The organism is Sphingobium sp. CECT 9361 (genome assembly GCF_918741285.1).
GTDB lineage: Bacteria > Pseudomonadota > Alphaproteobacteria > Sphingomonadales > Sphingomonadaceae > Sphingobium.
The window spans coordinates 18,963-32,636 of the sequence record NZ_CAKKNC010000029.1 but is presented as its reverse complement, the minus strand read 5'-3'; the positions used below and the strand labels follow the sequence as shown (position 1 = coordinate 32,636).

At 63.9% G+C, this 13,674-nt stretch carries 9 protein-coding genes and 2 riboswitches; all 9 genes read left to right on the top strand.

What is annotated here, in order from left to right:
• The first annotated feature begins 38 nt into the window (after positions 1-38).
• The gene (locus LQ220_RS22295) at positions 39-710 is read left to right on the top strand and encodes an ATP-dependent endonuclease (RefSeq protein ID WP_354958448.1); all 672 of its coding nucleotides are present in this window, start codon (positions 39-41) and stop codon (positions 708-710) included.
• Positions 703-2,493, top strand: a complete 1,791-nt coding sequence (locus LQ220_RS22290; protein WP_230190275.1) for an ATP-dependent helicase — start codon at positions 703-705, stop codon at positions 2,491-2,493. The genes LQ220_RS22295 and LQ220_RS22290 overlap by 8 nt, the downstream gene beginning before the upstream one ends.
• Positions 2,494-2,747: 254 nt before the next feature.
• Positions 2,748-2,982, top strand: a riboswitch (cobalamin riboswitch).
• 280 nt (positions 2,983-3,262) lie between these two features.
• A complete protein-coding gene (locus LQ220_RS22285; RefSeq protein WP_230190277.1) occupies positions 3,263-5,191 on the top strand; it encodes a TonB-dependent receptor in 1,929 nt (642 codons plus the stop codon).
• Positions 5,192-5,272: 81 nt separating this feature from the next.
• Entirely contained in the window at positions 5,273-6,319 is a 1,047-nt protein-coding gene (locus tag LQ220_RS22280) for a HoxN/HupN/NixA family nickel/cobalt transporter (protein ID WP_083455652.1), read from the top strand.
• An 86-nt stretch (positions 6,320-6,405) separates the two neighbouring features.
• Positions 6,406-6,634: riboswitch (cobalamin riboswitch) on the top strand.
• Between the two features lie 181 nt (positions 6,635-6,815).
• A complete protein-coding gene (cobW, locus tag LQ220_RS22275) occupies positions 6,816-7,868 on the top strand; it encodes a cobalamin biosynthesis protein CobW (RefSeq protein ID WP_011444005.1) in 1,053 nt (350 codons plus the stop codon).
• A gap of 10 nt (positions 7,869-7,878) precedes the next feature.
• The gene (gene cobN, locus LQ220_RS22270) at positions 7,879-11,163 is read left to right on the top strand and encodes a cobaltochelatase subunit CobN (protein ID WP_011444004.1); all 3,285 of its coding nucleotides are present in this window, start codon (positions 7,879-7,881) and stop codon (positions 11,161-11,163) included.
• Positions 11,160-12,305, top strand: coding sequence for a precorrin-3B synthase (locus LQ220_RS22265; protein WP_011444003.1), 1,146 nt, complete (start codon positions 11,160-11,162; stop codon positions 12,303-12,305). The genes cobN and LQ220_RS22265 overlap by 4 nt, the downstream gene beginning before the upstream one ends.
• Entirely contained in the window at positions 12,305-12,934 is a 630-nt protein-coding gene (locus LQ220_RS22260; RefSeq protein WP_011444002.1) for a precorrin-8X methylmutase, read from the top strand. Before LQ220_RS22265 ends, LQ220_RS22260 begins: the two co-directional genes overlap by 1 nt.
• Complete coding sequence (gene cobI / locus LQ220_RS22255; RefSeq protein WP_011444001.1) at positions 12,931-13,668, top strand: precorrin-2 C(20)-methyltransferase; 738 nt, start codon at positions 12,931-12,933, stop codon at positions 13,666-13,668. Before LQ220_RS22260 ends, cobI begins: the two co-directional genes overlap by 4 nt.
• Positions 13,669-13,674 lie beyond the last annotated feature (6 nt).

Here is a 13,674-nt window from a genome sequence, read left to right as displayed (position 1 = left end):
GCGTCGGCCGGTCTCCACCACGTCCAGGCGACGAGCGCCTGCAAACACATCAATGCTTATGTCATCCATGCCCGCGCAATGAGCTGGATACATCACCTCGACAATGCGGCTGCTATCGGAGGCGTACTCTGATCCCGACCTTCGCTGGGGAAATGGAGGTCTCGCTCGACGAGCACGGTATCACGGTTTGCTCAGTCGCCGGCACAAACTTCCAACCCTATGCAAAGCTGCTCTGCGCGCTCGGCATCCCGTTCTCGGTGATCACCGACTATGACGAGGTGAACGAGGTGCCTCGCGCCTATAATCGCGGCTTGAACCTTGTTCGCACGATCGACGGGGCACGGGACGGCGAGGATACCGACGCCGTCATCAGCGACATCGAAGAAGGCAGCTATAAGGAATCCTTCGAGAAAATGGAGCTGTTCGGCATCTTCGTGAACACTGACACTCTTGAGACCGAGTTGTTCGACGGTGACTATGCGCAGGAGATGATCGAGACGCTGCGCGAGCATAGCTTCAGCCAGGCGCGCATGACGTTGCTCAGCGAGTGGGAGGAGGAGGAGGATACCGTCGACCACAAGGTCCTGCTCAAGATGATCGAGCAGATGGGCAAAGGCCGTTTCGCGCAGCGTCTAGCGACCCGTGTCTCCGGGAATCCGGTGCCCGACTATATTTCGAAGGCGGTCAATCATGTGATCGGTCTTGTCTAACCGCGCGCTGTATCTCCGCAGCGCAGAGGATCTGCGCCGCAACGAGCGCCAGTGGCAGGCATATGAAACCACCGGTAGCTGTGTGCTGCTCGCTGGTCCGGGAAGCGGCAAGACCAAGACCCTGACTGTCAAGTTGGCCCGCATGCTCAGTGAAGACGTCGATGAGCCACGCGGTATCGCTTGCATCACCTACAACAACGAGTGCGCGCGCGAACTCGAAACGCGGCTCGACGCCCTGGGTATCTCGCCAAGCGGCCGGGTCTTCATCGGCACGGTCCACTCATTCTCGCTGACCCAGATACTATTCCCCTACGCGAAGCTGGCGGGGGTTGGCTTGCCGGACGAGTTCACCGTCGCCACCCGGCAGCAATCGCGTGCTGCGCTCGAGCGCGCCCATGCCAAAGTCATCAAGGGACCGGAGAATCCGCAGACCTGGGATTTCCGGATGGGTGTTTATAGGCGCCGTTTCCTTGTTCGCGAGCAATCCGATTTCGATACCGCTGATCCGCAGCTGGCGAGGCTCGTGACCGCCTATGAAGCCGAATTGCGGGCGAAGGGCCTGGTCGACTTCGACGACATGCCGTTGCTGGCAGTACGCGCGCTCGCGACCAACCCGTGGCTCCGCAAAGCGCTCGTCGCCAAATATCCGATCCTCGCCGTCGACGAATATCAGGATCTCGGGCGCGCGCTGCACGGTATGGTCATGGGGCTGTGCTTCAGCGCCGGCATGCGGCTGTTCGCGGTGGGCGACGTCGATCAGTCGATCTACGGCTTCACCGGCGCCCATCCCGAGCTGCTGCGCCGCCTATCCGAACGCATGGATGTCGAGACGGTCCGGCTCGGTCTCAACTATCGCTGCGGCTCGAAAATCGTTGCTGCGTCCGAATACGCCCTGGGCGAAGAGCGAGGCTATTGTGCACCCGACGATGCGCACGAGGGGACGATCTACTTCCAGCCCTGCACCGGCAGCTATGCGGGTCAGGCCCGCCATCTGATCGAACAACTGATTCCCGAGATCCGGGAGCGCCGCCCCGACCTCGACCTCGGCGAGATCGCCGTGCTCTATCCGGCGGCCTTTATCGGCGACGAGGTCGCGAATGCCGCCGCCGACGCGGGCTATTCGGTCACCCGCACCGACGCCAATGCGCTGTACCCGCGATCAAGCCAGCTACTGCGCTGGCTCGAGCAATGCGCGATGTGGTGTTGCGGCGGTTGGCGCAGCGGCGACCCGCGGCTTAGCCGTGTGATCGGCGAAGGTTCGCGGCTGTTCCACGAGGTTCTGACTGACGACGCGGCCAGACTCGAATTTCAGCGGGCATTGACCGCCGCTTTGTGGAGCCGGCGGAATGACAACCTTGCGCTCGATGCCTGGCTGACAGCGCTTCGCGCAGAAATCGTCGCACCGCATGTGGTCGGCGCGCGTTCGCTCAACGACGATCTGGGTTTGCTCGACGATCTCATCGCGCGGCTCGGTCCGGAAGGGGACGTCGAAGACCTGTCGCTGGGTGAGTTCGCCGGCATCGGTACAGGCCTTAATCGTATCAACCTCTCGACGCTTCACAGCGCCAAGGGCCGCGAGTTCGATGTCGTCATCCTGGTGGGGATGGAAGAAGGCCGGCTACCGCGAAACAATCCGAGCGCAAACGACCTGCGCGAGGCGCGACGGCTATTTTACGTCGGGTTCACGCGGGCGCGCCACGAGGTCCATCTTCTCTACGGCAAGAACATCCCGTCGCGGTTCGTTACCGAGGTTCAGGAGCGGCTGGCAAACGAAGCAGAATGACCAATACCGCTCCACCGGATGAAGCGTACTGGCGGCTTTCGACCACTTCCGGTCGTACAGGAGTCCGATGGCCAACGATAGGTTCAGTGAAAACCCGCCATTCAAATCGAGTGCGCGCGGTTGGTGCGCTCTGGCCGTGCCAATGGCAATGGTGGCGCGGGATGCAGTAATCGTTGATTCAATCCCTGCTCCAAGCGTTATTGGCTTTTCCGATCACTTCAGTTAGGTGAGGTATCGACGGGCAGACTAGTCCGCCTTTCATTGATCGCGCCGGTGCCCCCGAAAGGGGCTTAATCGGGAATGCGGTGCGGAAGCTTGCTTCCAAATCCGCGGCTGTCTCTGCAACTGTAAGCGGATAGCGCGATGTACATCGCTCCTCTTGGAAGGGGCAGCCACTGGGCCGGACGCTAAATCATGCGAGGTCTGGGAAGGCGTGCATCAAGCTGTGACCCGTGAGCCAGGAGACCTGCCGGCGTCTGGTCGCTCTTGCCTTGGTCCAGAGGATGGCTGCGGCACGGTGAACTCCGTCTGAGCGACGAACGAGCGGCTGGGGCCGCATCGGAGACGTGCGTCGGCCGCCCATGGCGTCCGGCCGCCGCGCGTGTCGCCCGTTCGCGCGGGTTTGCCCCGGCCACGTCGCAAGACGCCGGGGGACTATTTAGTGATCAAGACCATTACTACCAGCAGCGCCCTTGCGCTGATCTGTATCGGAAAACCGGCATTTGCCGAAACCTCTGAAAAGGCATCGCAAACAAGCGCGGATGCAGTCGTGGCGGGTAACGACATTGTGGTTTTCGGTCGCGGTGAGGCCATGATCGGCACTGCCAAATCAGCGAGCGAAGGAAGCGTCGGAGGGGCCGATCTCCTCGTGCGGCCTCTTCTCCGCGTGGCCGAACTGCTGGAAGCGGTGCCCGGGCTGGTTGCAGCCCAGCATTCTGGGAGCGGCAAAGCCAACCAGTATTTCCTGCGCGGTTTCAACCTCGACCATGGGTCTGACTTCAGTACCTATATCGATGATGTGCAGATGAACTTTCGTACCCACGGACATGGTCATGGCTATCTCGACCTCAACGGCCTCATTCCGGAGATCGTGGGCCGGGAGGATTTTCGTAAAGGGCCCTACCGCGCCGATGGCGGTGATTTCGCTCTGGCGGGAGCAGCCTATATGACGACCATCAAGGGTTATGACCGGCCATGGGCATCGGCCGAGACTGGTTCATATGGTTGGCGCCGCGTCGCTGCGGGTGGAACATTGCACGACCTGGGCGGCGGAGACCTCACGCTTGTCGCCCAGGCCAAGGCCTATGACGGACCGTGGCAGGAACCTGAACGTCTGCGCCATTACTCGGGGTTCGCGAAATATAGCATGCCGACCGGTGCGGGCACATTGGAGGCATCTCTCCATGCCTACCGGGCGACATGGCACCCAACCGAGCAAATCCCCGAGCGCATTATCGGCACGGCGTTGTGTGCGGATGTGTTCTGCTCTCCAGATCCTTCCGCGCGGGGTGAGACGACGCGCCTGGTGGCTAACATCGCGGTCAAGCAACCGACATGGCGCGCCAATGTCTATGCCCAGTTTTACGACTGGTCGATGTTCTCGAACCCCACTTACACCGATCCGGATGGCACAAGCGCGCAGATCAAGCAGTTCGACCGGCGTTGGGTCCTCGGGCTGTCCGCACAAAAACATTGGGAAATCGCTGACAGTCTGGCTGTGAGCCTTGGCACCGAAAACAGATACGACGCCGTCGGGAATGTTGGTGTCGATCGAACGGCTGCCCGCGCATTTCTTGAATCTCTCGGGCACTTTCGGGTCGGGGAATTGTCTTCCGCGCTCTACGGCGAAGTCGCTTGGAAACCCTTGGCGGGACTGCGTGTGACAGGTGGTCTTCGCGGGGACTATTATCACTATTCCGTGCGTGCACGAGATTCTGTTGCGGCGTCGCTGGGCGAAGGCAGTGGCTCAGCGTCGATTCTCTCTCCCAAGGCGTCAATCGCCTATCAGGTTACGCCGCATCTTGAACTCTACGCCAACTGGGGCCGTGGATTCCATTCCAACGATGTTCGGGGTGCGGTCAACAGGGACACGCCTGTTCCCGTTCTGGTTCGCGGCATCGGCAAGGAACTGGGAGGACGCATTCAATTCTCCGGGGTCACGTTAACCGCGACTTACTGGTGGCTGCATGTCGGCAGCGAACTTCGTTTCATTGGCGATTCCAATGCTGTTGAACCGTCGGGTGCCAGTGGGCGTCATGGCTATGAAATCGTCGCCTTCTGGCGGCCGTTCCCTTGGCTTGCGCTTGATGGAAACTATACCGCCAGCCATGCGCGCTTCGACAATGGCGATCACATCCCCAATGCATTTGAGAACGCGGCTTCAGCCGGTGCCGCCATCATTCTTGATCCCTGGGAAGCCAGCATTCGGGTGCGCCACCTTGGACCTTCTCCGCTTGTCGAGGACAACAGTGTCCGGGATCGAGGCAGCACCGTCATGAATGCCCGGGCCGCGTGGAAGGGCAAGAAGGTCGAGATATTTGGAGAAGTGCTGAACATCTTCGACAGCCGGGACAAGGACATCGCCTATTATTACGAGTCCTACATCCCCGCCTTCGATGCAGGTGCTCCGGTGGAAGGCCGGTTGAGCCGCGTGGTCGAGCCTCGAACTGTGAGGATTGGCGCAAAGGTCAATTTCTAGCGAAATCCCTTGATGGGCGGCGCTGCAGCACGTCTGCGGCGCCATCCTTCGTTTGTATATTCCTCAATCGCCGAGCCAATCATGCACCTCACGAAGTCACTGCCATCCCTGTCTCTGCGCCGACGAATTGGTGCCTTGTTTGCCGGATTGATCGCCGCCAACATTGGGGTCTGGGTCTGGGCATTCAGCCTGTTTCATGCACAGCCGTTAATGCTCGGCACCGCTGTGCTTGCCTGGGGGCTGGGCCTGCGTCACGCGGTTGATGCCGATCATATTGCGGCGATTGACAATGTGACCCGCAAGCTGATGCAGGACGGGCAGCGCCCGGTTTCGGTCGGATTCTGGTTCGCGATCGGGCATTCCGGAATCATTGCCATAGCATCGATCATCATTGCGGTGACGGCCAGCGCGCTGTCGCAGTTCGGCGCCTTCAAGGAAATCGGTGGCGTGATTGCAACCGTGATTTCCGCGCTTTTCCTGTTCACGATCGCCGGCATGAACCTGGTCATCCTGCGCTCTGTCTGGCGGACTTTTGCCCATGTTCGTGCAGGCGGCAGCTATGCCGAGGACGATCTTGATCTGCTATTGGGTGGGCGCGGTCTGCTTTCCAGACTGTTCAGGCCGATGTTCCGCCTCGTGAACAAAAGCTGGCATATGGCCCCGCTGGGGTTTCTGTTCGGGCTTGGGTTCGATACAGCAACCGAAGTTGCCATTCTGGGCATGTCGGCCAGCCAGGCCGCCGATGGCCTGTCGATCGGGACAATCCTGGTCCTGCCCGCCCTGTTCGCGGTCGGTATGGCCCTCATCGATACGGCGGACGGCGTGGTGATGCTGGGCGCTTATGAATGGGCCTTCGTGAAGCCGATCCGCAAGCTCTACTACAACATCACCATCACCCTGATCTCGGCCATCGTGGCGATTGTCATTGGTGGAATCGAAACGCTGGCCCTGATTGGCGACAAGCTGGCCCTTACGGGTGCGCCATGGCGGATCGCCATTGAACTGGGTGAAAATTTCAATGGTCTGGGCTTCGCCATCATCGGTCTTTTCGTGTTCTGCTGGCTGGCGAGTTACGCGATCTATCGATGGAAGCGGTTCGATGAAATCGAGGTTTCGGTCGGTGCCTGACCGTCCACGTTGCGTGAAGCAACATCATCAATTGGCTTGGCTGGCATTTTCGTCTAGAGCGCGCGGTGAAGGATCGGGGTAACCCGCCCTTCAATGATCGCGCCGGTGCCCCGCAAGGGGCTTAATCGGGAATGCGGTGCGGGAGCGTGCTCCCAAATCCGTGGCTGTCCCTGCAACTGTAAGCGGATAGCGCGATGCACATGCTCCTGAATTCAGGAGCAGCCACTGGGCAGCGCGCAAGCGCCAAGTCTGGGAAGGCGTGCATCAAGCTGTGACCCGCGAGCCAGGAGACCTGCCGGCGCACCGGTCGCTCTTGCCTGATCCAGGGGATGGTCACGGCACGGTAACTCTCCGTCTGAGCGACGAAGCTGTGTGGCTGGGGCTGCACGGGTTGCGTGGTTACGGGTGCTTTGTCGCGCCCGCCCGTCGTCGCGCGCCGACCGGACTTGTCCGGCAAGCCCCGCCGTGTCTCGCTCTGGCGCGCGGGGAAGTTACTATGCCAGACCTGTCCAAGGCGTCCCTGTCCAAGGTGCCGGTCACCATCATCACGGGCTTTCTGGGCGCGGGGAAAACCACGCTCATCAGCCACCTGATCCACAATGCCGGTGGCCGCAGGCTGGCCGTGGTGGTCAACGAATTCGGTTCTCTGGGTGTGGATGGCGAGATTCTGCAGTCCTGCGCCATTCCTGATTGCCCGGCGGAAAACATCGTAGAGCTGGCCAATGGCTGCATCTGCTGCACCGTGGCGGACGATTTCATCCCGACGGTGGAAAAGCTGCTGGCGCTTGATCCGCGCCCCGATCACATCCTGATCGAGACATCGGGTCTGGCGTTGCCAAAGCCGCTGCTCAAGGCGTTCGACTGGCCTGCGATCCGCAGCCGGATCACCGTGGACGGCGTGCTGGCGCTGGCCGATGCCGAAGCGGTCGCGGCAGGCCGGTTCGCGCCCGATGTGGCAGCGCTTGACGCCCAGCGCGCCGCCGATCCGAGCATCGATCACGAGACGCCGCTGTCGGAAGTGTTCGAGGATCAGCTGGCCTGCGCCGACATGATCCTGCTGACCAAGGTCGATCTGGCCGGACCCCAAGGCGTAGCCGCCGCGCGCGCGATCATTGCGGCAGAGCTTAGTCGCCCGGTTCCGGTGATAGAACTGACCGAAGGCGTGGTCGATCCGCGTGTGATCCTGGGGCTTGATGCCGCAGCCGAGGACGACATCGCCGCGCGCCCATCGCACCATGATGGTGAGGATGATCACGAACACGACGACTTTGACAGCACCGTTATCGAATGGGGCGAGATCGCCGATCCGGCGGCGCTGGTCGCGCGGATCGAGACGCTGGCCCGCGATCACCATATCCTGCGCGTAAAGGGCTATGCCGCCGTTGCGGGAAAGCCGATGCGGCTGCTGGTGCAGGCGGTGGGCGCGCGGGTGCGGCACCAGTACGATCGCCCGTGGCGCCCTGACGAGCCGCGCCGCACCACGCTGGTCGCCATTGCCGAGCACGATCACGTCGACGCCGATGCCATTCGCGCGGTGCTGCTGGCGTAAGGCGCGGGCCATGCACGTCATTTTCCGCGAAACGCACGGGATGGAGGAAACCGCCGTCCCGCAGGATCTGGGGCAAGAGCCCGCGGATCTTGTGGTCCTGTCCTTTTCGGACAGCGATCTGGGGGCGTTCGCGGCGGCATGGCATCAGGCCCGTGCAGACGATGCGACATTTCCTTCGCTGCGGCTCGCCAATCTGGCGGCGCTGATGCATCCGCTGTCGGTCGACACGTATGCCGAGCGGACGCTGTCGGGCGCAAAGGCGATCCTGATCCGGCTGATCGGCGGCACGCCCTATTGGAGCTACGGGCTGCAACAGGTCGAGGCGCTGGCCCGGTCGCGCGGGATCGTGCTGGCCGTGCTGCCCGGCGACGGCTTTGAGGATGCGCGGCTGGATGCGGCCTCGACCGTGCCGGTGACCGCGTTGCGCGAACTTGCGCAGTGGTGCGATGCTGGCGGTGCAAGGGCGGCGCAGGCGGCGCTTGCCGCGCTGTCGCAGCTGGCGGGGCTGATTGATGCCCCCGCCCGGACATTCGATCCGCTGCTGATGGCGGGAGGCTGGCATCCCGGCCGGGGCGTGATCGATCTTGAAGCCTTTGCGCGCGATCCCGCAAGGCCGCTGGTCCTGATCGTGTTCTATCGTTCTTACCTGACCGCCCACGATCTGGACCCGTTTGCCGCCCTGCATACCGCGTTCGAGCAGCGCGGTTTCGATGCATTGTCGATCTTCGTCCCCTCGCTGAAAGCCCCGCAGGTGCGCGAACAGGTGGACCGCTGGGTGCGCGGGCTTGGCCCGGCAGCGATCATCAACGCTACCGCTTTTTCCGCGCGGGGCGATGACGGCGCCACCCCGCTTGATGGCGCGGGCGTTCCCGTGTTTCAGCTGGCGCTGGCCACGTCCGGGCGCGCGGGATGGGCAGCGGCTTCGCGCGGGCTTTCCCCGGCAGACCTTGCCATGCACGTGGTCTTGCCCGAAATTGACGGGCGGGTGTTTGCAGGCGTCGCCAGCTTCAAGGAGGCGGGGACGCGCGATCCCGCGCTTGGCTTTGCCCGCACCATCCATCGCGCCGATGCAGGCCGGGTTGGGGCGATCACCGCGCGGGTGGCGGGCTGGATCGCACTTGCCCAAACGCCGGTTGCAGAACGGCGGGTTGCGCTGGTCCTGTCTACTTATCCCGGCAAGACATACCAGATGGCCCACGCCGTGGGGCTGGATGCGCTGGCTTCTGCCGAGGCGATCCTGGCCGATCTGGCCGAGGCGGGATATGCCACTGACGCGCAGGCCGGACTGGCAGCGCTCCTTCAATGCACACATCAGCACTGGCCGATGGCAGAGTACCGCAAGGCTTTGGCAGCACTGCCCGATACCCTGCGCGCTGAACTTTTCGCCGCATGGGGCGAGCCGGAAGCCGATGCTGCCGCCGCCGATGGCGCGTTCCGTTTTGCCGCGCTGCCCATCGGCAACGCGCTGGTAGCCTTGCAGCCCGAACGCGGCGAACGCGCCCATCGCGACGGCGACTATCACGACCTGTCCCGCTGCCCGCGCCATGGCTATGTGGCGTTCTACCTGTGGCTGCGCCAGCGAAGCGTGGACGCGCTGGTGCATATCGGCGCACATGGCACACTGGAATGGCTGCCGGGCAAATCAGTCGCGCTGTCCGATGCTTGCTGGCCCGAGGCGCTGACCGGCGCGATGCCGGTGATCTATCCGTTCATCGTCAACGATCCCGGCGAAGCGGCGCAGGCCAAGCGCCGGATCAGCGCGGTTACGATCGGGCACGTTCCCCCGCCACTGGTGCAAACGCAAAGCGGTGCGGGGCTGGCCCGGATCGAGGCGCTGCTGGATGAATTCTCCAACGCTGGCGGGCTGGACCCGGCCCGCCGCGACCGTCTGCAAGTGAACATCCGCGACGAAGCGCGCGTGCTGGGACTTGAGGCGGAACTGGGCCTTGATGACGCGGCCACGCTGGTCGAGGCGATCACCCGGATCGACCGCTTCGTTTGCGATGTAAAGGACAGCCAGTTCGGTGACGGGCTGCATGTGTTCGGGCGGGGAGATCAGGGCGCAGCCGAGCGGGCCGGATTGCTGGCGGCACTCGACGGACGCCGCGTTCCGCCCGGTCCCTCCGGCTCCCCCTTTCGCGGGCGCAGCGATGTGCTGCCAACCGGGCGAAACCTTTATGCGATAGACCCGCGCGCCGTGCCTTCACGCGCGGCCCATGCCCAAGGGGTGACACTGGCAGAGGAGCTGATCCGGCGGCATCTGCAGGATCACGGCGATTATCCGCGCGGGCTGGTGGTCGATCTGTGGGGATCGGCCACGATGCGCACGGCGGGCGAGGAATTCGCCATGGCGCTGCACCTGCTGGGCGCAAAGCCGCTGTGGGACACCGCGTCCGAACGGGTAACAGGCATCGAAATCCTGCCGCTGGCGCTGCTGGACCGGCCGCGTATCGATGTGACGTTGCGGATTTCCGGCCTGTTCCGCGATGCCTTTCCTGCGCTGCCGATACTGTTTGGCCAAGCGGTGCGCGCGCTGTGTTTGCGCGATGAACCGGCGGACTGGAACCCGTTTGCAGGGCAGGCTGCGGCACCGCGCGTCTATGGCCCGGCCCCCGGCAGCTATGGACTGGGTCTTGGCGATGCAGCCGAGGTCTATACTGAAGCGGCCCGGCGCGCTGCTGGTGAGGCATGGCTGGCGGCATCGGACCATGCGTTTGACGCAGCCTCCGATGCGATCGGAACCTTTGCCGATCCTGCCGGCCTGCGCCAGCGTGTTGAAGGAGCGGACGCCTTTGTCCATCTTCAGGACTTGCCCGAAACCGATCTGCTGCTGGCCGCCGATTATGCCGCGCACGAGGCGGGCTTTGCCGCTGCCAAGGCGCTGATCGGTGGTTCGGCGGCGCTCTACCACCTCGACAATCGCGATCCGGGGCGCACCGTTGCGCGCACCCTGACCGAAGAGATCGCCCGCGTGGTCCGCGCCCGCGCGGCGCACCCAGGCTGGGTGGCGGGCATGATGCGGCACGGCTTTCGCGGGGGGGCAGAACTGGCCGCGACGCTGGACCATATGGGTGCCTTTGCGCACCTTTCAGGCAGCGTACCGCCGCATCTGTTCGACCTTTATCACGACGCGACACTGGGCCAGACCGATGTTCGCGCATTTCTTGAACGCGAGAATCCGGCTGCGCTGGCGGCGATGGAAGCCCGCTTTGCCGCGCTCCATGCCGCCGGGCTGTGGCAGACCCGGCGCAATTCCATCCTCGCCAGCCTGCCAAGGCTTGAGGACAGGGCATGAGCAGTTTTGCGGTGAAGGGCTGGTGCCCCGATGCCTGGCACCCGATGATGGCGGGCGACGGGCTGCTGGTGCGGGTAAAGCCTCGGCTTGGCCGCCTGACGCGGGCGCAAGTGCTGGGCCTGTGCGATGCCGCCGTGGTGCACGGCAATGGCCTGATCGACATGACCGCCCGCGCCAATCTCCAGCTTCGCGGGGTGCCTGAAACTGGCTGGCAGGCGCTGCTCGACCGGTTGCTGGTGCTGGATCTGGTGGACCCTGACCCTGTCATCGAACAGCGGCGCAACATTCTGGTCGCGCCGGATTGGCGGGTCGGTGATGACAGCCATCGCATTGCGGGCGCGTTGCTGACCCGGCTGGATGAGTTGCCCGATCTGCTCGGTAAAGTGGGCTTTGCCATCGATGCCGGTCAGACCTGCATTCTGGGTGGCGAGGCGGGCGATTTCCGCATTGAGCGCGGCGGCGATGGCGGTCTGATCCTGCGCGCCGATGGCCGCGCCACCGGTATGGCGGTTGCTGCTGGCAGGGAAGTGGACGCGCTGATCGCGCTCGCCCACTGGTTTGCGGCCAGCGGCGGCGCGAAAGCGGGGCGCATGGCGCGACACCGGCTGGTCCTGCCCGAATGGGCCTGTGGCGACATTCTGCCCGCGCCGTCGGCTGCTTGCATCGTGCCGGGCCTTCATGATCTGGGCCTCCGTGATGGGAGTTGGGCCTATGGCTTGCCGTTTGGCCGGATAGAGGCGCGGATACTGGCCGGGATGGTGGAAGCATCGCCCGCCGCAGCGGTGCGGATCACGCCGTGGCGTGTGCTGCTGGTGGAAGGCGCGCCTGCCGTTTGCGCCGGTGGGCTGATCGATAATCCTGCCGACCCGCTGCTGCATGTCGATGCTTGCCCCGGCGCGCCCTGCTGCCCGCAGGCCTCGGTTGAAACCCGCGATCTTGCCCGCCGCCTTGCACCGCATGTCGCCGGGCGGCTGCATGTTTCGGGCTGTGCCAAGGGCTGCGCCCGCCAGCGCGCCGCCGATGTCACGCTGACCGGCCGCGATGGCCTGTTCGATCTTTCCCTGAACGCACCCGCCGGTGCGTTGCCAGTTCGCTCTGCGCTCAGCCCAGCCGAGCTTCTCGCCCATTTCGGAGCCGCTTGATGCCCCATATCTATGAAACCGATGGCGCGGCCATCTATCGCCAGTCTTTCGCCATGATCCGCGCCGAAGCCGATCTGGCGCCCTTTTTCGCTGATGAGGAACCGGTGGCGGTGCGCATGATCCACGCCGCCGGGATGGTGGACCTTGCCGCGCATATCCGCTTCTCACCCGGCTTTGCCAGTGCGGCGCGGGCGGCGCTGGCCGCTGGCGCGCCGGTGCTGTGCGATGCGCGGATGGTGTCCGAAGGGATCACCCGTGCGCGGCTGCCTGCTGATAATCAGATCATCTGCACCCTGAATGCGCCGCAAGTGCCCGACATGGCGCGGGCAATGGGTAACACCCGCTCTGCCGCCGCACTGGAACTGTGGCGGCCGCATCTGGCAGGCGCGGTGGTGGCCATCGGCAACGCGCCAACCGCGCTGTTCCATCTGCTGAATATGCTGGAAGATCCCGATTGCCCGCGCCCTGCGGCGGTCATCGGCTGTCCGGTGGGCTTTGTCGGCGCGGCCGAATCCAAGGCCGCGTTATGGGCCGCGCCGCCGGTGCCGTGCTGCATCGTTGAAGGGCGGCTGGGCGGCAGCGCGATCACGGTTGCTGCGATCAACGCTTTGGCGAGCGGCACCGAATGAGCGCGGCCCTTTCCTGCGGGACGATCCACGGCGTGGGTTTGGGTCCGGGTGCGCCCGATCTGTTGAGCGTTCGCTCTGACCGGCTGGTGCGTGGCGCCCGCCACGTGGCCTATTTCCGCAAGGCCGGGCGACCAGGACAGGCGCGGCGGATTGTCGAAGGAATGCTGCGCCCCGACGTGATCGAAATCCCGATGGAATATCCGGTGACGACCGAGATTCCGTTATCCGACCCGCGCTACAACGACTGTCTTTCCGCTTTCTATGCCGAATGCACGCAGCGATTGGTCATGCTGGCGCAGGCAGGCGAAGACGTGGTCGTGCTGTGTGAGGGCGATCCGTTTTTCTACGGTTCATTCATGCATTTGCACACCCGGCTGGCGGGCACGGTTCCGGTGGCAGTGGTTCCGGGTATCACCGGCATGGCCGGGGCGTGGAACGCAACCGGCATCCCGATCACCTGGGGCGACGATGTGCTGACCATCGCGATGGCGACCCTGCCCGAGGATGAACTGGTGCGACGCATCCGCGATACAGATGCGCTGGTGGTGATGAAGATCGGGCGCAACCTGCCCAAACTGCGCCGCGCGGTGGCCGCTGCCGGGCGCGAGGATGCGGCATGGCTGGTCGAACATGCCGCCATGCCAGGTCAGCGGGTCACGCGGCTGATCGAGGCCGAAACGGTCACGCCCTATTTCTCGATCCTGCTGATTCACGGCCAGGGGCGCCGGCCATGAGTGCCG